Source organism: Streptomyces sp. NPDC042336 (assembly GCF_055581985.1).
In genome coordinates, this window is the sequence record NZ_JBVJEA010000005.1 from 227,333 (window position 1) to 248,099 (window position 20,767).

Consider the following 20,767-nt stretch of genomic DNA (forward strand, 5'->3'; position numbering starts at 1 on the left):
CGCCCCGTCCCCCGGTCGGCGGCTACCGGCGAGAAACCCACGATCGGCCTCTCCAGCGCGCGTCCGCCCACCCCTCGGCACAGGGTGAGCGCAAGGGTGCAGCCGGTGCCGGGCGGCTGCCGTGGCCGGGGAGGTCCGCATGCAGCCGCCGCCGCAGGCGCAGCCGCCGAGCCGCCGCATACGCCCGCGCAGACTGGCCGCGGCCGGGACCGTCGCCGTCCTCACCCTCGCGCTCAGCACCTCGGCCGGCACCGGACGGCTCGCGCCCGGCACCTCGACCTCGGGCCCCGGCCCCGCCGCCCTCTCCCGCTCCTCCGCGCACGGCCCCTGCATGATCGGCGGCGGCGCCGAGATCCAGATGTCCGAGGGCGTGCCCACCTCCACCGGCTACGCCCGCTCGACCGGCACCGTCCGCGCCCTCAACCTGATGATCGACTTCTCGGACGCGCCCGGCGAGGGCAAGGCGCTCGACCGGTACGCGGAGTTCTTCCCGCAGACCGAGGAGTGGTTCCGCACCAGCAGCTACGGCCGCCTCGACTACCACCCCGAAACCCCGATCCGGGACTGGCTCCGAATGCCCAAGTCCTTCGCGGAGTACGGCATAGAACGAGGCGCCCCCTTCGAACCCGGCTACCGCAAACTGGTCCAGGACCTGGTCGCGGCGGCCGACGCGAAGGTCGACTTCCGCTCGTACGACCTCCTGAACGTCCTGGTCACCCCGAACGCGGGCCCCTCCGCCCTGGACACGGTCCTGTCCGTGACCTTCGCCGGGAACCAGGAGGCCCCGGTCGCCGACGGCGTCCCGGTGGCCAACGCCTCCTTCGTCTACTCCCGCCAGGACGACGGCTCCGGCTCCTGGGACGAGACCGGCTACCGCGTACTCCCCCACGAGAACGGCCACGTCTTCGGCCTCCCCGACCTCTACACCCAGGAGGGCGGAGGAGCCGTCGGCCACTGGGACATCATGAGCGAGGACTGGGGCGCCAACAACGACCTCCTCGGCTGGCACAAGTGGAAGCTGGGCTGGCTCGCCCCGTCCCAGGTGCACTGCGCGTCCGCGCCGGGGACTACGGAGTACACGCTGACGCCGCTGGCCCGCCGGGGCGGCGACAAGCTGGTGGTCCTCCCGCTGAGCGGCACGTCCGGCTACGCGGTCGAGCTGCGCACCCGCGAGGGCAACGACGAGACGGTGTGCCGGCCCGGCGTACTGATCTACAAGGTCGACGCGGACGTCGACACCGGCATGGGCCCGGTGCGGGTCTACGACTCCCGGCGCGACAGCGGCGGCTGCACCCGCAGCCCCAACGTCCACGCCGAACTCTCGGACGCCACCTTCACCCCGGGCGAGACCTTCAAGGACCCCCGCAAAGGCGTCACGATCAAGGTGTCGGAGCCGAAGAAGGACAGGACGGGAGCTGTCCGGGTGAGCGTCACCCGGAGGTGACGCCGGGGCGGCGGGACCGGCGGGAGCACCGGGAGGTGCTCAGGTGTACCGGGGATGGGATCGGGAGGAATCGGAGGATCAGGGTGCTCGGGGATCGGGCTACCGTAGGCGCCCTGCCTGATCGCCGTACCGGAGAGCCGATGCCCGCCCACACCACTCCCGACGCCCCCCGTGACGGGGCCCGTGGCCCCAGCGGGGCCGATGGTGCCCGAGACGGGACCGCCACCGCGCCGGACACGGGCGTCACGGCCGAGGCGTCCCCGGCGACGGAAGCGGCCACGGCGTCCGGGGCGGCCGCGACCGGGAGAGGCACACCGGCCGGGAGGGCCACACCGCCCGAGGCGGACACGCCGGCCCAGGCGGCCACGTCGGCCCAGGCGGCCACGTCGGCCGAGGCGATCGCACCGGCCGAGGCGGCCACGCCGACCGAGGCGGTCACGCCGGCCGAGGTGGTCACGCCGCTCCTCCGCGGCATCGCCGTACTCCGCCGGCTGACCGGGGCGAGCGACGGCACCCTCAGCCTCAGCGCCCTGGAGAAGTCCACCGGCCTGGCCCGCTCCACGGTCGACCGCCTCACCGCGACCCTCGCCCGCATGGGCTACGTCCGCCTGGACGGCCGCGACGTGACCCTGGCCCCCCGCCTGATGGAACTGGGCAACGCCTATCTCGCCGCCCTCCGCCTCCCCGCCCTGCTCTCCGCCCGCGCCGACGCCCTGGCCGACGAACTGGACGAGTCGGTGTCGCTGGCGGTCGGCGACCGGGACGGCATCCGCTTCATCCACCAGGCCACCCGCCGCCGCGCCATGTCCCTGAGCTTCCGCATCGGCGACCTGCTCCCGGCCGAACGCACCGCCCCCGGCCCTCTCTTCGCCACGCAGTGGACGGACCCCGACTGGCACCACTGGCGAGAACGCCGGGCCGCGGACCCGGCGGACCACACCTTCCCCGCCGTACCACCCCGCGAACACCCCACCCCGGACGAGGACTTCACCCTCCGTACGGCGAGGGCGGCGACGGACGACTACGCGCTGGACGACCAGCTCATCGAACCGGGCCTGGTGGCGCTCTCGGTCCCCGTACGAGACCCCGGCACCGGCCGGGTGGCCTGCGTGGCGAGCGTCGTGAGCCACACCAGCCGCCACACGGCACCGGACCTGCGGACGGCCCTGCTCCCCCGCCTGCGCGCGGCGGTCGCGGCGATGGAGGACGACCTGCGCACCGCACCGCCGCCGGAACCGGGGCCGCCCCGGGCGGGCCTCGCCACCTGGACGGGCGCGTCGAAGCAGGAACTGGGCCGGGAGTTCGTGGAATCCCTCGCCCGCGGCCTGACCGTACTGACCGCCTTCGGCGAGGGCCGCTCCGCGCTGACCCTGACCCAGGTCGCCAAGGCGACCGGCCTGGCCCGCGCGACCGCCCGCCGGGCACTGATCACCCACGTCCACGCGGGCCTGGTGGCGCCCGCCCCCGACCACACCTTCACCCTCACCCCCCGGGTCCTGTCCCTCGGCTTCCCGCCCCTGTCCCGCACCTCCCTCGCCGAGATCGCCCAGCCCCACCTGACCGCTCTGGCCGACCGCGTCCACGAGTCGGCGTCCCTGGCCGTCCTGTCGGAATCGGGCGAGGAGATCCAGTACACGGCCCGGGCGTCCACGACCCGCGTCCTGAGCGCCCGCGTCACGGTCGGCGCCCGGCTCCCGGCCCGGGCGACGGCCCCGGGCCACGTCCTGCTGGCCCTCCCCGAGGCCCGGACGCGGGGTTACGCCCTGGTCGACGAGGAACTGGAGGCCGGCCTGCGCTCCGTCGCGGTCCCGGTGCGCGACCGTACCGGGCGGGTGGCGGCGGCCCTGAACGTCGCGATGCACGCGGCCCGCCGCACGACGGACGCCTGCCGCACGGAGATCCTCCCGGAGCTGTCCCGAACGGCCACCCGCATCGAGGCGGACCTCGCGGTGGCGGGCCGCTTCGTCCACGTCCCCCTGACGTGACGCGGGCCGGCACCCACCTCCACCTCCACCCCGGCCCCCGATCCGCTAACCTGTTGGCACCGCCGCCCAGCGACGGCACGCCTTCGTAGCTCAGGGGATAGAGCACCGCTCTCCTAAAGCGGGTGTCGCAGGTTCGAATCCTGCCGGGGGCACCAGTTCAGAAGGGGGCCACCTCCGGATTTTCGGAGGTGGCCCCCTTCTGACATCCACGGCTGCCATCAATGCGTGCGGGCGTCCACTGTCGCCTGCGTCCTCACCTGATGCCGCAGACTCACACTGTCAGACGATCTTCAGGATGCGTCGACGTAGGCGTGATGGGCGTCACAGACGGTGCAACGGAAGAGCATGGCTGTCATCCCCTCGCCGAGGTGGGTCAAGAGGCGCTCAAGCTGGATTTCGTCGTGGTGGCCACCGATGCGCAGATCGGTACGCAGCTGGTCGAGGGCTTCGGGATGCTCCGCCAACTCGGTGTACCCGACTTCGCCCACGAAGGCACTCGCGTCGCGGCAGTGGACTAGCCAGTGCGGATCCTGCCAAGCGTGGAACCCAGGTGTGCGGCGGGTGACTTCGTACAACACTTCGTCGCTCACGCCGTCGAGCCCGTAGGAGTCGGTGAATTCACCCGCGAAACGATCAGCCGCGCTTCCGTCTGCGATGCACCAGGGGCAGAAGCGTCCGCTGACCTCTTGCGCGGAGTAGAAGGTTGCCGTGTAGATCCAGCCCGTGTTGCGGCCGCAGCAGGCGCACGACTCGGCGGACGCGCGGATGGACCCGCTTGCCAGAGGATCCGGGTGATACCGGAAGAAGGGCAGGTCGGCACTCATCGCAGCTTCTTGATCTGCGCGGCGATGGCCACGCCTACTGATCCCATGAAGGGCAGTCTGTCCACAAGGAAGTACGGGATCAAGTGGCGTCATCGAACTGCTTCCGGCCCGCCAAAAGGCCCCAGACCAATCACGGTCCGGGGCCCTTGATACCTACGTGCTTCGACTCGGTTGGTCACTGACGACCAGGGCGCCTCCGCAGCAGCCGGTCCATGTGGCTCATGGCCTCACGCTGCGTGTCCTGCACGACGTGCGTGTAGACGTCCATGGTGATGCTGATCTGTGAGTGCCCGAGGATCTCCATCACGACGCGAGGCGCGACTCCGGCCGCCGTAAGAAGCGTGGCGGTGCCGTGCCGGGCGTCGAGCAACCGGATGACGCGGAGGCCGGCGGACTGGGCGACGCGGGTGAAGGAGCGGTAGACGTTCCGCGGCTCGACCTGGCGGCCGGTGCGGGTGGTGAAGACGTAGCCCGACTCCTGCCACTGCTCCCCCGCCTTGACCCGAGCAGCCGCCTGCCGCATCCGGTGCCAGCGCAGGGGCGCGATGCAGAGGGCGGGCAGCGGGACGGCCCAGCGACGGTGACTCTTGGGATCGTCGTCGTAGAGGACACCGCCGACGCTGCGTCTGCTGGCGGACGTAGAGAACGCGGTCGTCGAGGTCGAGTTCCGACCAGCGCAGGCCGATGATCTCTCCCCGGCGGAGCCCCATGCCGCGCCGTAGTGGTCTCGAAGTGCCATTCCTCGGAGGGCGCCCGATCGTGGATGCCCCAGGTCAGTTCGACGTGGCTACCACGGTGCTCCGCTGAGAGTTTCAGGTCAAAGCACAGGGAGTGCCGGGTACGTGTGCCTTCCCAGCCCCCGGAAGTCCTCGGCAAGCGAGCCGAGGAAGGTGTCGAGACCGTCGCCGTTCCAGGTCTCCACGGAGGTCGACTGCTCCGGCTGTACAGCAGCGAAATACAGCATCCACAACGACCAGACCTGTCCTACGGCAGCCGCACCGAGCCGATGCATGTCCCCATACGACCGGTCGGGCCGATCCACATTGAGCTACGGATCAGAAGGCGTACCGTGCCGAGTGGTGAGGTCGTCCGCACGGTAAAGGCCGCGACCCGGGGTGCGACAAGGGTCGGCTGCCTCACCACCACCGCAGGACCGTCCCACTCGGGACCAGTTCAGTGGCTTGATCCCCTCGGACCGGTCCTTTGTCGTGAGCCGTGGCCGACTGCGGGACCGTAGTGGTGGGTGGGGGCGATGGCGGAGACGCTTACAGGAACAGGCGGATCGTCTCGACCACGAGCGGATACAGCGGAAGCACGATGAAGGTCCAGCCAACCAGCCGTGTGACGCCCCCGTAGCGTCGCTCGGCTGCCTGGGACGGTGGCCCGATGCCGGACTGATAGAGGCTGCTCCGGAACCCTCGGTAGTCCCGGACGATGGCTGTGCCCAGAGCGACGAAGGGGACAGCGATGGCCAGGGCGATGAACCAGTCCACGCCCGCAGGGTAGTTGAGGCAACGCGACGCGATGCCCTCGGTGCCGGGCGCGGCGTCGCACCTGCGCTTTCGCAGAGGGCCCTTACGATGGGCCCGTGACCAGGAGCATCCGATCGAGCAGCCGCCCAGGCGGGCGGCTGTTCGTGGTGCTGGTGCTTGCGGTGCTGGCCGGGGTACTGGGGATGCACGGTCTTGCTCCCGGTGGGACGTCGGCGGTGCGGGCGGGTGCTGGGCACGAGATGGTGATGGCCGCGGCGGACGGGGTTCCGCACGCGGACGGGGGGTGTACGCACACGGATGGCGGAGCGGGTCACCTCGATCATGCCGATGGGACGTGTGCGGCCGCCGGCGTCGGTTCGGCGTACACGCCGCCCGCGCTGACCGGCGCCCTGCTGAGCGTGCCTGCGGCCGTGGCGCCCGGTGCGGTGTCCCCGCGGTCGCCGCACGACGGCCGCGCTCCGCCCGACCTCTCCGAACTGCAACTCCTGCGGATATAGAGCGACCCGCAGGCGCCCGTGTGCCCGGTGTCTGCCGGTGCCGGGTGCCGTGCCTTCGCACACTCCACATCCGTTTCCACCGCGTGCCGCGAAACGGCTCGCGTCAAGGAGTTGCACCACCATGATCCGCAAGCGTTCCCTCGTCCGCCGTACCGCCGCCGTGACTGCCGCAGGTGCGGCAGCACTCGTCCTGGCCGCCTGCGGTGGCAACGGCGACGACGACGGCTCGGCCGGACACGGCGGCCACGCCGCCACCGCCTCCTCGTCCGCCCCGGCGTCCGCGTCGGCATCGGCATCGGCATCGCAGGGGCAGCACAACGCTGCCGACGTCGCCTTCGCGACGGGGATGATCCCCCACCACCGCCAGGCCGTCGAGATGGCCGACCTCGCGCCCGACCGTGCGGGGTCGGCCGAGGTGAAGAAGCTCGCCGCCGGCATCAAGAAGGCCCAGGACCCGGAGATCAGGACGCTCTCCGGCTGGCTGGCCTCCTGGGGCGAGGACGTGCCCGCCGAGGGTGCCATGGACCACTCCACGCACGACATGGGCGGCATGATGACGGGCGAGGAGATGACCGAGCTGGAGAACTCCTCGGGCAAGGCGTTCGACACCGCCTTCACGCAGATGATGATCAAGCATCACGAAGGCGCGGTCGAGATGGCGAGGACCGAGCAGGCCGACGGCGCCTACGGACCGGCCAAGAAGATGGCCGGAGAGATCATCGACTCGCAGCGCGCGGAGATCGAGCAGATGAACGAACTGCTCGGCAAGGGCTGACCGCACCAGGCCGGTGCGGGGCGGACACCGAGCGCGTCCGCCCCGCACCGGCCCGTGCCCGCGGCTCACCGCGAGACCCGGGTATCACTCCGCCGTCCCGCGGAGTCGTGTTCCTGCGGGCCGGAGACAGGCCTGGTCACGATACTGAGGGCATGCCCGGGCAACTCCGTGCCATGGTCCTGCCGGACCGGCAACGCCGATCTCTGGACGAGCTCCAGCAGGACCTCGATCTCTCGTACGGGGACAGCCGGTCGAAGCAGTCGGCCTTCTGGACCATGCTCACGCTGTCCGCGGTCATCGCGGCGTGCGGGATCCTGACCGACTCCACCGCCACCGTCATCGGGGCGATGATCATCGCTCCGCTCTCCACCCCGATCATGGGTATCGCCCTCGGTGCCGTACAGCGCCGCCGCGCCACCGCCGCCGCCTTCGTGGGCCTCGGGTGCCTGCTGGTGATGCTGGTCGGGGCGGTGGCCTCACTGGTGGTGCCGCAGTCCTACGACCTGCTGACCAACGGCCAGATCTCCGGCCGGACCTCCCCGGGACTGCTCGACCTGGTCTCCGCCCTGGCCACGGGCTTCGCCGGGGCCGTGGCACTGGCCCGCAGGGACGTCGCCGCCGTACTGCCGGGGGTGGCCATCGCGATCTCGCTCGTGCCGCCCCTCGTCGTCACCGGCGTCTGCGCCGGCCAGGCAGCCTGGTGGCCGGCGCTGGGCGCCCTGGTGCTGTTCCTTTCCAACCTCTTCGCCCTCGTCTTCGCCGGCATGGTCGTCTTCACCGTCCTCGCCTACGCCGGGACCGCCGGCCGGCGCGCCCACCGCGGGCCACGGCGCGCCTACGTCATGCTCGGGCTGCTCTTCACGGCCGTACTGCTCCCCCTGGCCGCCAACACGGTCGCCACCGTGCTGCTCAACACCTGGACCCTCAGGGCCAAGAGCGCCGCCGAGCGGTGGCTCACCCACAGCCCCGGCGCGACGGTCACCAGCGTCGACACGCAGTCCAGGACCCTGTACATCCACGTGCGCGGACCCGATGAACTGCCGCCGATCAAGAGCCTGCTGAACGACCTGGAGGGCGAGATCCCCGACGGCATCCCCATCGTCGTCGACACCACGCGCGGCCAACAGATCACGGCCGGACGGGTCGGTGGGTGACACTCGCCGGCAGACTCACGGCGGGCCGGCCGGCCCCGGCAGCGCGCAGGCCGCCGGTCACTGCCGGGTCACCGCGCGGGAGATGCCCGCGGTGACCGTCGTGGCCAGGATCCAGCCCGCCGCTATCAGGGTGTAGGACAGCCACTGGCCGGGGCCGTGTGGGGCGAAGGCCGGCTCCTGGCCGAAGGTGATGATCGGGACGAGGAGGTCGAGGGTGTAGAAGACGGCGTTGAAGGGCGGTGCCTTGCCGGGGTCGAGGGGGGCCGGGGTGTGCAGGGCGAAGTAGAGGGACCCGCAGGCGAGCAGGGCCAGGAGCCACAGGCCTGCGCGGAGGGGGCGGTAGCCGTAGCCGACGGACAGGTCCTGGGCGTGGCCCCACAGGCGGGTGTGCGCGGGGAGGGTGGCACGGCGGTGGCGCTGTTTGGCCAGCAGGACCGTGCGGGCTTCGTCCTCGTGGCCGAGACGCCGGTAGGTCGCCGCCAGTTGCTCGTACGGCTGGGGGAGGTAGTCGCCGGTCGTGCGGCGGATCCAGCGGACCCGTTCCGCGGCGGGGAGCGGGAACGCGAGGGTCTCGTACGTCGCGTCGGCCAGGCGGAGGTCGGTGGGCCAGGTGTCCCGGTCGTCGTACAGCGTGCCGAGTCGGGCGTTGCGGGCGTCCACCGCTCCGTCGACCGGCCGGCGGGTGCGCAGGTCCGTCTCCCGGGCCTGGACCGCCCGCAGGGACAGGGCGGTGCCGTCCCCGTGGGTCAGTTCGGCGTCGCGGAAGCTCAGTTCCGTACCCACGCGTGTGCCGTCGAGTTTCACCGCGCCGTCGACCGTGAGGCCGAGGCCCAGGTCGAAGTTGCGGTCGACGGTGACGTCCACCGCCTCCAGGGCGGTGTCGCCCGGGTTGCTCAGCCGGGCCCCGCAGAAGCCGATGGCCGCCGCGACGGTGGCCCCGGAGAGGATGATCCGGCCCTCGGCGCTGAAGCCGGGGTGGAAGGTGAAGTCCTCGGCGACACGGACGTGGTAGGCGTCCAGGGCGTGACGGCCGGGGGCGCGGAGCGAGGCGCCCTCCAGGTCGAACTCGCCGTCTATGGACGCGCCGGAGAGGCGGAACGTCCCCTCGACGGCCAGGTTCGCGCAAAGCGCGTCGCCGCCCACATGGGCGTGGTTGGCCGATACGGCCTCGCCCGCGGGGAAGCCGATCGCCGTCTCGCGCAGGTCCAGGTCCCCGTTGATCTGCGCGCGGTTGAGGACCAGGGGGCCGGTCAGGCGGCAGTGGGTGACGACCAGGCGCCCGTCGATCTGCGCCGTGTCGGCCACCAGGCCGGGCAGCGTGCAGTCCGTGAGGACCAACTGCCGGGTCCGGGCGCCCTGCAGCAGCGGTGCTTCGTCGAAGCGGCAGTCGGTCAGGTGGATCGGTGCCGCGACGTCGGTGAACCCGAGGTCCAGGCGGCCCGTGATGTGCGCACCGGTCAGACGCAGCGCGGGGCGGTCGCCGGGGGCGGGCTCGGCGTGGGCGCCCAGCAGCAGTGCCGCGACGACGTCCGATCGGATCACCGGGTCCGGCGCGGCCGGGTCGTCGGACACGTCGAGGCGGCGGCCTTGCGAGAAGGCGTCCCACAACCGGCGTTCATGGGCGTTGAGTTCGTCGATGCGCACGAACGACGATCTTCCTGGCCGACCGTGCGCCGGACAACCCCGGTTCCGTCCGCTCCGTCCGCCTCTCAGGCCGGGCGGCGTGCCCCGCGGGTGAGGCGGAGGGCGGAGGCCAGGAAGAAGACGCCGCCGAGGAAGGCGTAGCCCGCGAGGCTGCCCAGCGACGGGTCGTCGGCGCCGGCCTGCGTGGCGAACGAGATGCCGGCGAGCGTCGAGATGGCGCCGCTGACGATCATCGCCCACTGCCCGCCCAGTCGGCGGCGGACGGCGCCCGCGACGAGCTGGACGATTCCCGCGGTGACGGCCCACGCGCCCCAGACGCGCAGGACGGCGGGGATGCCCGAGGTCGCGGCGAGGGCGAGGGCGAGGACCGTCAGGGAGCTGATCGCGATGTTCGCGTACAGGGGTGCGACCGGTGCGCCGTCCGCCCTCGCCGACCGGACGTCGACGACCGCGGCCGCCACGTCGAACAGCGGGTAGACCAGCAGGAGTGTCGTGCTCAGCGGGCCCAGCGTGTCGGCGGTGGCGAAGAGCAGGGCGGCCCATACGGCGGCGAACGCGAAGCGGAGGAAGTACAGCTTCCGGAGGGTGGCGGGGAGGCCGGCGGGCGATGCGACGACGAGGGTGTCCACGGGAGTGCCTTTCGGTGAGGCGTGCGGTGACCAATGCGGTGCGGATGCAGCGAGAGTGAGAGAGGGAGAACGTTCGGTCTCGTCGTGCAGTCAACGGCCTCCCGCCATCGCTGTCAAGACCGAACGTTCTCCCTCAGCGCCTTGATACGCTGGCCCCATGAGTCCGAGCACAGAAGCCCGCAACACCTCCGCCGCGCGAGCCCGGCTGCTCGGTACCGCCACGAAGATCTTCTACGCCGAGGGGATCCACTCCGTCGGCGTCGACCGGATCACCGCCGAGGCGCAGGTCACCCGGGCCACGCTGTACCGGCACTTCTCCGGCAAGGAAGACCTCGTCCTCGCCTACCTCGACCAGGCCGACCAGGGGATCCGGGAGCAGGTGGCCGCGGCCATGGGCAGTACGCCCTCGGCCGTCGGCCAGGTCCGGGCCGTCGCCCGGTCCATCGTCGAGGGGATCCGGTCGCCCGGCTTCCGCGGCTGTGCCTTCCTCAACGCCGTGGCCGAGTACCCCGACCCCGCCCACCCGGTGCACCGCGCGGTGCTGGCCCACCGGCAGTGGTTCCTGGACACCGTCACGGAGCTGCTGGCACGGGTCGGCGACGGCGACGTGCCCGCCGATGCCGCCGGGCGGCACCTCGTCATGCTCCGGGACGGCGCGATGGCCGCCGGGTGCCTCTTCGATCCGGAGCTGGTGTCCGAGACCTTCCTGCACGGCGTGGAAGGGGTCCTGGAGCAGAGGACGGCGGCGGCGGACGAGGTCGACAAGAAGTCCCGGAAATAATTGCCGCCCGGCCGTCCGGCCGTGTCGAGAACGAGGTTCCGGCTCCGTCCCAGGGGTGAACGAGGCCACAATGGCCGCACCAGCACCTAGGAGACGCATCATGGCCAAGTACCTGCTGCTCAAGCACTACCGTGGCGCCCCGGACCCGGCCAACAACGTGCCCATGGACCAGTGGACGCCGGACGAGATCTCGGCGCACATCCAGTACATGAACGACTTCGCCGCCCGGCTCGAGAAGACCGGCGAGTTCGTCGACGGACAGGCACTCGCCCCCGAGGGCACCTGGGTGCGGTACGACGGTGAGGGGAAGCCGCCGGTCACCGACGGGCCGTTCGCCGAGACCAAGGACCTCATCGCCGGCTGGATGGTGATCGACGTCGACGGCTACGAGCGCGCCGTCGAGCTGGCCGGGGAGCTGTCCGCCGCCCCGGGGGCGGGCGGGAAGCCGATCCACGAGTGGCTGGAGCTGCGTCCGTTCATGGGCGCGCACCCGACCGTCACGGAGTGATCCCGCCGATGGACGAGGCCCTGATCAGGAGCCTCACGCCCGGCGTGCTGACCGCCCTCGTCCGCCGCGGAGCCGACTTCGCGGCGGCCGAGGACGCGGTCCAGGACGCGCTGGTCGAGGCGGTCCGCGCCTGGCCGGCCGACCCGCCCCGGGACCCGAAGGGGTGGCTGGTCACCGTGGCCTGGCGGCGGTTCCTCGACGCGACCCGCGCCGAGACCGCCCGCCGGCGGCGCGAGGACCGCGTCGAGGAGGAGCCGGCGCCCGGGCCCGCCCCGGACGTGGACGACACGCTCCAGCTGTACTTCCTGTGCGCGCACCCCTCGCTGACGCCGTCCTCCGCCGTCGCGCTCACCCTGCGCGCGGTCGGCGGGCTGACCACCCGGCAGATCGCCCGTGCCTACCTGGTGCCCGAGGCGACCATGGCGCAGCGCATCAGCCGGGCCAAGCGCACCGTCTCCGGCGTCCGGTTCGACCGGCCCGGCGACGTCGGCACCGTGCTGCGCGTCCTCTATCTCGTCTTCAACGAGGGCTACTCCGGTGACGTCGACCTCGCCGCCGAGGCCATCCGGCTCACCCGGCAGCTGGCGGCCTCGGTCGACCATCCGGAGGTGTCGGGGCTGCTGGCGCTGATGCTGCTCCACCATGCGCGGCGAGCCGCCCGGACCGCGTCCGACGGCAGTCTGGTGCCGCTCGCCGAGCAGGACCGCGGCCGGTGGGACACCGCGTCCATCGCCGAGGGGGTACGGATTCTGCAGGCGGCGCTCGCCCGGGACCGGCTGGGCGAGTTCCAGGCCCAGGCCGCCATCGCCGCCCTGCACGCCGACGCGCCCACCGCCGGGGAGACCGACTGGGTGCAGATCGTGGAGTGGTACGACGAGCTCGCGGGCCTGACCGACAACCCCGTCGTCCGGCTCAACCGCGCGGTCGCCGTCGGGGAGGCCGACGGACCGCGCGCCGGGCTGGCGGCGCTCGCCGCGCTGGACGACGCGCTGCCCCGGTACACGGCGGTTGCGGCGTACCTGCGCGAGCGTGACGGCGACCTGGACACGGCGGCGCGGCTGTACGCCGAGGCGGCCCGCAAGGCGTCCGACATCGCCGAACGCGACCACCTGACACGCCAGGCCGCCCGCCTCAACTCCCGTCACCGGCAGGGCCGCTGACCAGCCCCGGGGAGGGCCGGCGGCAGCCCGGCCCCCACGGCGTGCCCTGGGCGCGGCGGCCGTACTCCGCGAGGGCCGGGGTCAGCAGGTCGAAGGCCCGGGGTGCCTCCCGTGCCAGCACCTCGGCGATCTCCGGGTTGGTGCGCCCCGCCAGGGTCAGTTCCTGGATGCGGGTGAACAGGACGCGGTGGACGCCGCCCAGCAGGGTCGCGGCCGTGCGGGGGGTGATGTCGTCGGGCGGGGCGCCCGTCGTGTCGGCCAGGGCCGCGGCCAGCGCCTCCTCCCGACGGTCGTGCAGGCCGCGCAGACACGAGGCGAGGGTGGGACTGTCCGCGATCATGCGGATGAAGGCCGGGCCGGCGAAGCCCGCGACCGGGTCCTGGGCCGCCACGGCCGCCAGGAAGGCGCGGCGCAGCGCCGCCAGGGGGGTCTCGTCGGCTCCGCGTGCCGTCACGGTGGTGGCCAGGGCGGCGACGAACTCGTCCTGGTGGTCCAGGGCCAGGTCCTCCTTGCGCGGGAAGTAGTTCGTCACCGTCTTCTTGGCGACGCGGGCGGCGTCGGCGATCTCGGCGATCGTCGTGTGCTCGAAGCCGCGCTCCATGAAGAGCCTGGTGGCGTGGTCGGAGATCAGCTGCCGCGTCTCGCGCTTCTTGGCCTCGCGCAGGCCCAGCGCCGGGGCGTCGTTCGGGTCCATGGGCGAATCTTACCTCGGTAGTATTTTTATGTTGACAGCCAAAATAGCCTCAGCATACTTTTCTCCCGATGAACGAATTCAACGAGAGGCACGACACCGACTCCGTACGCGAGTTCACGGTCGGCGACGCGGACGCCGGCCCCTACGCGCTCACCGAGGGACCGGACGGCGCCCTGTGGTTCACCCTCGTCCACCGGGGCGCCGTCGGCCGCAGGGACCCGGACGGCGGGCGGGTCACCGTCCATCCGGTCGGCGAGGGGCCGACCGTGATCGCGTGCGGGCCCGACGGAGCCCTGTGGTTCACCGAGTACCGGACGCACCGCATCGGCCGGATCACCCCGGACGGCGACTACTCCTCCTTCGCGCCCCTCACCCCCGAGGGCGGACCGTTCGGGATCACCGCCGGGCCGGACGGGGCCATGTGGTTCACGCTCTCCGCGGCCGACCGCGTCGGCCGCGTCACGGTGGAGGGCGACGTCACCGAGTACGCGGCGCCCGGCGCCTTCCCGTCCGCCCTCACGACCGGGCCGGACGGCGCCCTGTGGTTCACCCTCAACCAGGGCAACGCCGTCGGGCGGCTGACCACCGACGGCCACGGCACCGCGTTCCCGCTGCCGACGGAGGGCGCCGCACCGGTGGGCATCGCCGCGGGGCCCGACGGCGCCCTGTGGTTCACCGAGATCGGGGCCGGGCGGATCGGCCGGATCACCGTGGCCGGCGACATCACCGAGTACCCGCTGTCCGACCCCGCGGCCGGGCCGCACGCGGTCACGCCGGGGCCCGACGGGGCGCTCTGGTTCACCGAGTGGGGCAGTGGCCGGATCGGCCGGATCACCACCGACGGCGGCGTCACCTCGTACGCCCTCTCCCGCGCCGACAGCGAGCCGCACGGCATCGCCGCACACGGCGGCGCCCTGTGGTGCGCCCTGGAGACCGGCTCCCTGGCCAGGATCGAGGTCCCGTCCTGACCGGCGCCGCCCCCGATCCCACACCCCGCGCCCGCTCCGGGTGCCGTCCCCGACCCGGTGTGCGGCACCCCCTCGCGCAGCATCCGCGTGTCCCCACGGAAGGAAGCATCCGCTTGACCGACCCGACGCACTCCCCCGTCTTCGACGCCGCCGCCGAGTTCGACCGGCAGGTCCGCACCCTCGTCTCGCTCGGCTACCCGGCGCTGTCCGGCCGCACCCCGGACCGGTTCGCCGAACTGGTGGCGCCGCTGCGCGCCGAGGCCGTGGCCCGCACGGACTCCGCGGCGTACGCGGGACAGGAGCCCGCCGTCACCGGCCGGATCCCCTTCGTCCTGGTCGTCGGACGCGAACTCGCCCCGGTCGAACGGACCGTGCCGCTGACCACCCTGCACGGCGGCCGGCTGCCCGGGTTCGTCGACCGCACCTTCGAACCGGGCTCCCTGGAACGGTTCGTCGCCACCGGGCCGGCCCTGCCGCCCGGACCGGACGGCGTCCACCTGCTGTTCGACGTCGAGCGCGGGGAGGAGTTCTGCGGGGTCGTGCCGGCCGACGCGATGGCCACCGTCGCCGGGCGGGGCCGCACGCCGCTCACCATCGAGGAGGGCGTCGCCGTGCTGACCCAGGTCCCGGAGGTCCTGGTCAAGAACAAGTGCTTCTCGCTGGGCGGTTCACGGTGCGGCGACCGACGGGTCCCGGCGCTCTGGATCAGCAAGCGCGCCCCGAAGCTCGGCTGGTGCTGGGAGGGCAACCCGCACACCTGGCTCGGCATGGCGTCGGCCGGTGCGCGCCACGCCTGAGCACCGTCACGCCTGACCGCTCAGAGTTCCCGAGCGGTCCTCGGCCCGGTCGAAGCCGAGTCGCGCCACCGGACCGGCACGTCGCACGGACCGGTACCTCTCGCGGACCGGCGCCTCACGCGGACCGTATGGCCGCCCGCCTGGGCAGCAGCCCCCCGTCGGGCGCGTCCCGGCGGCTCGCCACCGTCAGTGTCAGCGTCACCGCGAGCGAGGTGAGCGCCATCACCGACATGGCCGTCGCCGGTGAGGTGAACTGGGCCACCGTGCCGGCCAGGGTCGCGGCGAGGCCCTGAAGGGTGAGCATCCCCGCGGAGTGCAGACCGAGGGCGTGCCCGGAGAGTTCCTCGGGCGTGAGGGCGACCAGGCGCTCCTGCTGCACCAGGCTCGCGCCGAAGCCCACCGACGCCAGGCCGACCAGTACGGCCGTCAACGGCAGCGGCGGGCGCAGGAAGAGGACCAGGTACGGGGCCGCCAGCAGCACCAGGAGCGGGACGCCGAGGCGCGGGCGCAGCCGGGCGGGCACCAGCCGGCCGATCGTGACATCCCCGGTGAGCATGCCCAGCGCGCCGCAGGCGAACAACGTGCCCGCGGCGCGCGGGTCGTAGGAGACGAACAGCGATTCGCAGCCGACGACGAGGCCGTTGGGGATCCACAGGGCCAGGTACACGTGGCGGCGCGGACGGGCGGACCAGAGCAGGGCGTTGGCCCGCCGGGTGGCCGTGACGGAGGGGCGGCCGGAGACCCGGGGCGGGCGGCGGGTCAGGCGGAGCGCGAGGGCGGCCGAGGTGCCGTACAGGGCGGCCGCGAGCAGCAGGCACAGGCGCGGCGACAGCAGGGTCACCAGGACGCCCCCGGCCGCGTATCCGGCGATCTGCATGACGCCGCTCATCATGTTGAACAGCGAACGCCCCGTCAGGTAGCCGTCCTTGGCGAGGATCTCGGTCAGCAGGCCCCAGCGGACCCCGCCGCCGAGCGAGGCGATCAGCCCCTCGACGAGGACGATGACGAGCATCGCCCACACCGGCAGGCCGGGCAGCGCGAGGGCCGCGGTGGCGGCCGCGAAGCAGAGCGAGAGGCCCGCCAGCGTCGCGCGCGGCGGCAGCCGGTCGGCGCCGGAGAGGAAGAGCGTGGCGCCCAGCACCTGGGCGAGCGCCGGGCCGAACATGCTGACCGCGGACAGCAGCGGCGAGTTCGTCGCCCGGAACACCAGGGTGCCGAGCGCGAGGCCGCTCACCGTCTGGGCGGCGATGTTGGCGGAGGAGGAGAGGAAGAGGGGGCTGAACTCGGGCGTGCGGAAGAGGTCGGCGTAGGTCCTGCGGGCGGTGTCCGGCATGCGGGGAGTGTGGGGCGGAGCCGGGCGCGGCCGTTATTGTTTCGCGCCGAGGCGAAAGGTGCGGAGGACGGGGACCGTATGGGCTGGTGGGAGATCAACGCCGACACCCTCGCGCGCAGCCGTTTCGTCGTCTCGCCACTCGACGAGACCCTCGCCTGTCTGAAGTTGCTGCACGCGGGAGTGGCCGGGCACCCCGGTGAGCGGGCCTGGCTCGCCACCCACCGGCCCGCCCATCTGCGCCGCATGGCGGCCGACCCGGTGACCGCGCTGCTGGTGGCCTCGGGCCTGGGCCGGGAGTGGAACGCCGACTTCCTCACCCCCGCCCCGGCCGAGGGCGTCGGCTTCGCGGAGGGCGTCGCACGGATCCGGGCGACCCGGCCCGACGTGGCGCGCGCCGACCTGGCCGTCTCCCTGGGGGGCACGCTCCCGGCCGCCCTGGACCGCGACGACCTGCCGGAGCGGGCCGCCACGCTGCTCGAGGAGGTCTGGGCCGAGGCGGTACGGCCGGACTGGGACCGGCGCCGCCGGGTCCTGGAGGCGGACGTCGTCGCACGGACCGCGCAGGTGAGCCGGGGCGGCTGGGCGACGGTGCTGGACGACCTGCGGCCGGGCACCCGCTGGCTGGGCGACAACCGGCTCCAGATCAACCTGAACCCGTACCCGCCGCGCGAACTGTCCGGGGCGGAGCTGATCCTCGTCCCGATCACCGCGCAGCGGCACGGCTGGGTGGCCTGGGAGGAACCCGAGCGGTACGCGGTGGTCTACCCGTGCGCGGGCGCCCTCGCGGACGACGGTGCCCGGCACGTGCCCGCCGCCCTCGGCGCGCTGCTCGGCCCGGCCCGCGCGGGCGTGCTGACGCTGCTCGGCACCCCCATGAGCACCAGCCAGCTGGTCGGCGTGACCGGCCAGGGCCTCGGGTCGGTCGGCCGGCATCTGCGGGTGCTGCTCGACGCGGGCCTGGTGGAGCGGCGGCGCGCGGGCCGCTCGGTGCTGTACTCGCGGACACCGGCCGGGGAGGTGCTCGTCGAGGCGGGCATGGGCAGCGGGAGGGGGCCGGGGGTGCCGGGCTAGCATCCGGTGCATGACGACCTCAGCGAACACGCGGAACGACGACAGCCTCCCCCTCGACGTCGAGATCGGCGCCCTCCAGGGCGGGACCGCGGACCTCTCCCAGTACGCCGGCCGGGTCGTGCTGGTGGTCAACGTGGCCTCCAAGTGCGGGCTGACCCCGCAGTACTCCGGCCTGGAGCGACTGCACGCGCGGTACGCGGAGCAGGGTTTCACCGTGCTGGGCGTGCCCTGCAACCAGTTCATGGGCCAGGAGCCGGGCAGCGCCGACGAGATCGCCGAGTTCTGCTCGGCGACGTACGGGGTCACCTTCCCGATGACCGAGAAGGTCGAGGTCAACGGGGAGGGCCGGCACCCGCTGTACGACCGGCTGACCGGCTTCGCGGACGCCGAGGGCCACAGCGGGGACATCCGCTGGAACTTCGAGAAGTTCCTGATCGGCCGGGACGGCAGGGTCGCCGCCCGCTTCTCGCCGCAGACCGAGCCGGAGGCGGCCGAGGTCGTGGCGGCCGTCGAGGAACGCCTCGCCGGTTGACCTTGCCCCTGGGGGAAGGCCGATCGTCCCCGTCACCGGGCGGAACAGCCGCCCGGCGACGGAGGATGACGGCGTGGACGACTACGTGGACGGCGGCGTGGACGAGGTGTGCGACGACGAGTTGCTGACCATCGGCGCGTTCGCCGCGCGGGCCCGGCTGTCGGCCAAGGCACTGCGGCTGTACGACCGGCTGGGCCTGCTGGCGCCCGCCCACGTGGACGGGGCCACCGGCTACCGCTACTACCGCGCCGGACAGGCCGAACGCGCCCGGCTCGTGGCCCTGTTGCGCCGGCTGGACATGCCGCTCGCCCGGATCGCCGAGGTGGTCGGGGCGGACGGCGGCCGCGCCGCCGGTCTGCTCGACGCCTACTGGGCGGACGTGGAGACCCGGGTGGCCGGGCAGCGCACGCTCGTCGAGTACCTCCGTGGACGACTGTCGGGAAGGGACTCCGAGGTGTACGGAAAGTTCGTGGTCGAGACGGTGGACGTGCCCGAGCACGTGGTGCTCAGTGAGACCCGGCACACGCTGGCGAGTGAGCTGCCGGCGTGGATCGGGGCCTCGCTGGGGCGTCTGGAGGAGGCAGCCCGGGGCTGCGGGGGCGTGACGGCGGCGCCGTACGTCGTCTACCACTCGGACGTGTCGATGGAGAGCGACGGACCGGCCGAGTCCTGCGTGCCGGTCGCCGACGAGGCGGCCGCGCGGGCGTGGAGCGGGGAGCGGGGACGGGCGTGGCAGACGCGGGTACGGGTGGAGCCGGCCGGCCGGCTGGCCTACACCCGGATCACCAAGGCCCAGGTGGCGTACCCGCAGATCCTGGCCGCCTTCGGGGCGGTGGAGGAGTGGATCGCCGCGCAGGGACTGACGGTGGCCGGGCCGTGCCGCGAGGTGTACTTCGCCGACTGGGAGGCAGCGGGCCCCGAGGACCCGGTGTGCGACGTGGCGTTCCCGGTGAGCTGAGCTGATCCGGGCCGGCGGGCGCCCTCTCGGCAAGGTCGGCGAACTGGTCGAGAGGGCTCCGTCGGTGGTACCGGCGGGTGAGGCGTGGCGGCGTTACTCCTTGACCGACGTCACGAAGGCGGTCCACGCGTCGGCGGGGAACGCGAGGACCGGGCCCTCGGTCACCTTGGAGTCGCGGACGGCGAGCGCCGCCACGACCGGTGACCGGACCTCGACGCACGCGCCGTTCCCTCCGGAGTAGGAGGACTTGGTCCACGATTCCTGGGCGCCCTGAAGAATTGCCATGTCTGCTCCGATGGCGAGTCGCGAGTGTGGTTTACGCCAATGACGTTTGATCTTTGGCGTGATCGACGCTACTCGCTGGCCTCCCCGCACGGAGCAGGCATTCACTCGACCGGATGGCATATTCCAGGTGAGTCTTCCGGTGCATCGGGGCAGGGGTGTACTATCCCGCCTTCGCCCGGTTTCTCGGGCTTCAACGGCTCAGTCGCGCGTATTCCTTCGCCACGTCCTCGATGCGCTGCCGCGACTGCTCCACGTTCAGGGCCTGGGCCCGCAGGTGCTCGTACATCACCGTGTACTTCTGCACGTCCGGCGCCTTCTCCAGATACAGGTCGCTGGTCACGCCCTCGATGTACACCACGCTGGAGTCGGCCGTGTCGGCGAACTCCAGGATGGAGTACTGGCCGTTGATACCGGGGTGCGCCCCGACGTCGAAGGGCAGCACCTGCACGGTGATGTGCGGCAGCTGCGACATCTCGGCGACGTGCTCCAGCTGCTCCCGCATCACCTGCCTGCTGCCCACCACCCGGTGCAGGCAGGCCTCGTCGAGGACGACCCACAGCCGCAGCGGGTTGTGGTCGGCGGAGATGCGCTCCTGCCGCCGTATGCGGACCTGCACCCGTTTCTCCACGTCGGCCACCGACGTCTCGGGCAACGCGCCCTGGATGAGGGCCTCGGCGTAGGGGCGGGTCTGCAACAGGCCGGTGATGATCTGGGGTTCGTAGGTCCGCAGCGACTCCGCGTCGGTCTCCAGGCCGATGTAGACGCTGTACGGGATGTCCCCGAAGGCGTGCCACCAGCCCTGCTGGCGCGAGTCCTTCGCCATCTGCATCAGCGAGTCGACGATGCGCTGGTCCTCGACCTCGTACACCCCGCACAGGTCGCGGACGTCCCGCTGGCTGATGCTGCGCCTGCCGTTCTCCAGGCGGCTGATCTTCGACTGGGAGACCAGCAGCCGCTCGGCGACCTCCTCGGCCGTCATGCCCTTCAGCTCACGGAGCCGGCGCAGCTCCTGGCCCAGCCGACGCCGCCTTACGGTGGGATTGACACTCGACGCCACGGGACGCGCACCTCCGGCTGGGTGACTCATACTTGCCACTTTGTGTATCTGCTGCTGAGCAGACTGCCACCAAGGTGCTTTCTACCGCTGGGAAACGGTCGATATGCGCCGCGTACACGCCAGTTCGGAACGCCACCCCCACATGCGGCCGCGCGGGGTGGCGGAACCTTTCCGCGGT

General features: G+C 72.5%; 21 protein-coding genes, 1 tRNA gene and 2 pseudogenes. 14 read left to right on the forward strand and 10 right to left on the reverse strand.

Annotated elements, in window-relative coordinates:
• Nucleotides 1-139 precede the first annotated feature (139 nt).
• From ACZ6IM_RS13880 to ACZ6IM_RS13890, 3 genes are all read left to right on the forward strand, one after another.
• Nucleotides 140-1,444 (forward strand): M6 family metalloprotease domain-containing protein, encoded by a 1,305-nt coding sequence (locus ACZ6IM_RS13880; protein WP_052839246.1) that lies wholly within the window; start codon nt 140-142, stop codon nt 1,442-1,444.
• A 140-nt stretch (nt 1,445-1,584) separates the two neighbouring features.
• Nucleotides 1,585-3,429 carry an IclR family transcriptional regulator domain-containing protein gene (locus ACZ6IM_RS13885; RefSeq protein WP_469556659.1) on the forward strand — a complete coding sequence of 615 codons (1,845 nt, stop codon included), beginning with the start codon at nt 1,585-1,587 and terminating at the stop codon, nt 3,427-3,429.
• 79 nt (nt 3,430-3,508) lie between these two features.
• Nucleotides 3,509-3,584: transfer RNA gene (locus tag ACZ6IM_RS13890), tRNA-Arg, on the forward strand.
• 135 nt (nt 3,585-3,719) lie between these two features.
• Here the strand turns inward: ACZ6IM_RS13890 and ACZ6IM_RS13895 are convergent.
• From ACZ6IM_RS13895 to ACZ6IM_RS13910, 4 genes and pseudogenes are all read right to left on the reverse strand, one after another.
• Entirely contained in the window at nt 3,720-4,253 is a 534-nt protein-coding gene (locus ACZ6IM_RS13895) for a CbrC family protein (RefSeq protein ID WP_052839245.1), read from the reverse strand.
• Between the two features lie 175 nt (nt 4,254-4,428).
• Nucleotides 4,429-4,963, reverse strand: a pseudogene (locus tag ACZ6IM_RS13900) (tyrosine-type recombinase/integrase); the annotation flags it as partial.
• A gap of 64 nt (nt 4,964-5,027) precedes the next feature.
• Nucleotides 5,028-5,129, reverse strand: a pseudogene (locus ACZ6IM_RS13905) (hypothetical protein); the annotation flags it as partial.
• Between the two features lie 389 nt (nt 5,130-5,518).
• Nucleotides 5,519-5,746, reverse strand: a complete 228-nt coding sequence (locus tag ACZ6IM_RS13910; RefSeq protein ID WP_052839244.1) for a hypothetical protein — start codon at nt 5,744-5,746, stop codon at nt 5,519-5,521.
• A gap of 95 nt (nt 5,747-5,841) precedes the next feature.
• On the opposite strand from ACZ6IM_RS13910, the gene ACZ6IM_RS13915 reads away from it, so the two are divergent.
• From ACZ6IM_RS13915 to ACZ6IM_RS13925, 3 genes are all read left to right on the forward strand, one after another.
• Nucleotides 5,842-6,243, forward strand: coding sequence for a DUF6153 family protein (locus ACZ6IM_RS13915; RefSeq protein ID WP_469556662.1), 402 nt, complete (start codon nt 5,842-5,844; stop codon nt 6,241-6,243).
• Nucleotides 6,244-6,364: 121 nt separating this feature from the next.
• Nucleotides 6,365-7,018, forward strand: a complete 654-nt coding sequence (locus tag ACZ6IM_RS13920; protein WP_469556663.1) for a DUF305 domain-containing protein — start codon at nt 6,365-6,367, stop codon at nt 7,016-7,018.
• Nucleotides 7,019-7,170: 152 nt separating this feature from the next.
• Nucleotides 7,171-8,172, forward strand: a complete 1,002-nt coding sequence (locus ACZ6IM_RS13925; protein ID WP_052839241.1) for a DUF389 domain-containing protein — start codon at nt 7,171-7,173, stop codon at nt 8,170-8,172.
• A gap of 57 nt (nt 8,173-8,229) precedes the next feature.
• On the opposite strand, the gene ACZ6IM_RS13930 is transcribed toward ACZ6IM_RS13925, so the two are convergent.
• Entirely contained in the window at nt 8,230-9,816 is a 1,587-nt protein-coding gene (locus ACZ6IM_RS13930; protein WP_052839240.1) for a hypothetical protein, read from the reverse strand.
• 65 nt (nt 9,817-9,881) lie between these two features.
• The gene (locus tag ACZ6IM_RS13935; RefSeq protein WP_052839239.1) at nt 9,882-10,445 is read right to left on the reverse strand and encodes a hypothetical protein; all 564 of its coding nucleotides are present in this window, start codon (nt 10,443-10,445) and stop codon (nt 9,882-9,884) included.
• 157 nt (nt 10,446-10,602) lie between these two features.
• Between ACZ6IM_RS13935 and ACZ6IM_RS13940 the strand changes: the two genes are divergently transcribed.
• From ACZ6IM_RS13940 to ACZ6IM_RS13950, 3 genes are all read left to right on the forward strand, one after another.
• Nucleotides 10,603-11,226, forward strand: coding sequence for a TetR/AcrR family transcriptional regulator (locus ACZ6IM_RS13940; RefSeq protein WP_052839238.1), 624 nt, complete (start codon nt 10,603-10,605; stop codon nt 11,224-11,226).
• Nucleotides 11,227-11,326: 100 nt separating this feature from the next.
• A complete protein-coding gene (locus ACZ6IM_RS13945) occupies nt 11,327-11,734 on the forward strand; it encodes a YciI family protein (protein ID WP_052839237.1) in 408 nt (135 codons plus the stop codon).
• Between the two features lie 8 nt (nt 11,735-11,742).
• Nucleotides 11,743-12,894: an RNA polymerase sigma factor gene (locus tag ACZ6IM_RS13950; protein WP_052839236.1), complete on the forward strand. Its 1,152-nt coding sequence runs from the start codon at nt 11,743-11,745 to the stop codon at nt 12,892-12,894.
• Here the strand turns inward: ACZ6IM_RS13950 and ACZ6IM_RS13955 are convergent.
• Entirely contained in the window at nt 12,866-13,588 is a 723-nt protein-coding gene (locus ACZ6IM_RS13955; RefSeq protein WP_469556666.1) for a TetR/AcrR family transcriptional regulator, read from the reverse strand. The two genes, ACZ6IM_RS13950 and ACZ6IM_RS13955, sit on opposite strands and share 29 nt — an antisense overlap.
• 68 nt (nt 13,589-13,656) lie before the next feature.
• Between ACZ6IM_RS13955 and ACZ6IM_RS13960 the strand changes: the two genes are divergently transcribed.
• Nucleotides 13,657-14,556, forward strand: coding sequence for a Vgb family protein (locus ACZ6IM_RS13960; protein WP_052839235.1), 900 nt, complete (start codon nt 13,657-13,659; stop codon nt 14,554-14,556).
• A 113-nt stretch (nt 14,557-14,669) separates the two neighbouring features.
• Complete coding sequence (locus ACZ6IM_RS13965) at nt 14,670-15,353, forward strand: DUF5701 family protein (RefSeq protein WP_052839234.1); 684 nt, start codon at nt 14,670-14,672, stop codon at nt 15,351-15,353.
• Nucleotides 15,354-15,468: 115 nt separating this feature from the next.
• Here ACZ6IM_RS13965 and ACZ6IM_RS13970 read toward each other — a convergent pair whose 3' ends face one another.
• Nucleotides 15,469-16,686, reverse strand: a complete 1,218-nt coding sequence (locus ACZ6IM_RS13970) for an MFS transporter (protein ID WP_052839233.1) — start codon at nt 16,684-16,686, stop codon at nt 15,469-15,471.
• A gap of 78 nt (nt 16,687-16,764) precedes the next feature.
• On the opposite strand from ACZ6IM_RS13970, the gene ACZ6IM_RS13975 reads away from it, so the two are divergent.
• The 3 genes from ACZ6IM_RS13975 to ACZ6IM_RS13985 all read left to right on the forward strand — a co-directional run bounded on the left by ACZ6IM_RS13975 (nt 16,765) and on the right by ACZ6IM_RS13985 (nt 19,247).
• Nucleotides 16,765-17,757 carry an ArsR/SmtB family transcription factor gene (locus ACZ6IM_RS13975; RefSeq protein WP_052839232.1) on the forward strand — a complete coding sequence of 331 codons (993 nt, stop codon included), beginning with the start codon at nt 16,765-16,767 and terminating at the stop codon, nt 17,755-17,757.
• A 10-nt stretch (nt 17,758-17,767) separates the two neighbouring features.
• Nucleotides 17,768-18,289 carry a glutathione peroxidase gene (locus ACZ6IM_RS13980; protein WP_052839231.1) on the forward strand — a complete coding sequence of 174 codons (522 nt, stop codon included), beginning with the start codon at nt 17,768-17,770 and terminating at the stop codon, nt 18,287-18,289.
• 73 nt (nt 18,290-18,362) lie between these two features.
• Nucleotides 18,363-19,247 (forward strand): MerR family transcriptional regulator, encoded by an 885-nt coding sequence (locus ACZ6IM_RS13985; RefSeq protein WP_469556669.1) that lies wholly within the window; start codon nt 18,363-18,365, stop codon nt 19,245-19,247.
• A 93-nt stretch (nt 19,248-19,340) separates the two neighbouring features.
• Here ACZ6IM_RS13985 and ACZ6IM_RS13990 read toward each other — a convergent pair whose 3' ends face one another.
• Both ACZ6IM_RS13990 and ACZ6IM_RS13995 read right to left on the reverse strand, forming a co-directional pair.
• Nucleotides 19,341-19,532: a DUF397 domain-containing protein gene (locus tag ACZ6IM_RS13990; protein ID WP_052839230.1), complete on the reverse strand. Its 192-nt coding sequence runs from the start codon at nt 19,530-19,532 to the stop codon at nt 19,341-19,343.
• 190 nt (nt 19,533-19,722) lie between these two features.
• Nucleotides 19,723-20,589: a helix-turn-helix domain-containing protein gene (locus ACZ6IM_RS13995; RefSeq protein WP_469556670.1), complete on the reverse strand. Its 867-nt coding sequence runs from the start codon at nt 20,587-20,589 to the stop codon at nt 19,723-19,725.
• Nucleotides 20,590-20,767: the final 178 nt, after the last annotated feature.

Bases quoted from the DNA above. Each gene is read 5' to 3' on its own strand.
- ACZ6IM_RS13880 (WP_052839246.1), top strand. From the start codon at position 140: ATGCAGCCGCCGCCGCAGGCGCAGCCGCCGAGCCGCCGCATACGCCCG.
- ACZ6IM_RS13885 (WP_469556659.1), top strand. From the start codon at position 1,585: ATGCCCGCCCACACCACTCCCGACGCCCCCCGTGACGGGGCCCGTGGC.
- ACZ6IM_RS13895 (WP_052839245.1), bottom strand. From the start codon at position 4,253: ATGAGTGCCGACCTGCCCTTCTTCCGGTATCACCCGGATCCTCTGGCA.
- ACZ6IM_RS13920 (WP_469556663.1), top strand. From the start codon at position 6,365: ATGATCCGCAAGCGTTCCCTCGTCCGCCGTACCGCCGCCGTGACTGCC.
- ACZ6IM_RS13925 (WP_052839241.1), top strand. From the start codon at position 7,171: ATGCCCGGGCAACTCCGTGCCATGGTCCTGCCGGACCGGCAACGCCGA.
- ACZ6IM_RS13940 (WP_052839238.1), top strand. From the start codon at position 10,603: ATGAGTCCGAGCACAGAAGCCCGCAACACCTCCGCCGCGCGAGCCCGG.
- ACZ6IM_RS13945 (WP_052839237.1), top strand. From the start codon at position 11,327: ATGGCCAAGTACCTGCTGCTCAAGCACTACCGTGGCGCCCCGGACCCG.
- ACZ6IM_RS13950 (WP_052839236.1), top strand. From the start codon at position 11,743: ATGGACGAGGCCCTGATCAGGAGCCTCACGCCCGGCGTGCTGACCGCC.
- ACZ6IM_RS13955 (WP_469556666.1), bottom strand. From the start codon at position 13,588: ATGGACCCGAACGACGCCCCGGCGCTGGGCCTGCGCGAGGCCAAGAAG.
- ACZ6IM_RS13960 (WP_052839235.1), top strand. From the start codon at position 13,657: ATGAACGAATTCAACGAGAGGCACGACACCGACTCCGTACGCGAGTTC.
- ACZ6IM_RS13970 (WP_052839233.1), bottom strand. From the start codon at position 16,686: ATGCCGGACACCGCCCGCAGGACCTACGCCGACCTCTTCCGCACGCCC.
- ACZ6IM_RS13975 (WP_052839232.1), top strand. From the start codon at position 16,765: ATGGGCTGGTGGGAGATCAACGCCGACACCCTCGCGCGCAGCCGTTTC.
- ACZ6IM_RS13980 (WP_052839231.1), top strand. From the start codon at position 17,768: ATGACGACCTCAGCGAACACGCGGAACGACGACAGCCTCCCCCTCGAC.
- ACZ6IM_RS13990 (WP_052839230.1), bottom strand. From the start codon at position 19,532: ATGGCAATTCTTCAGGGCGCCCAGGAATCGTGGACCAAGTCCTCCTAC.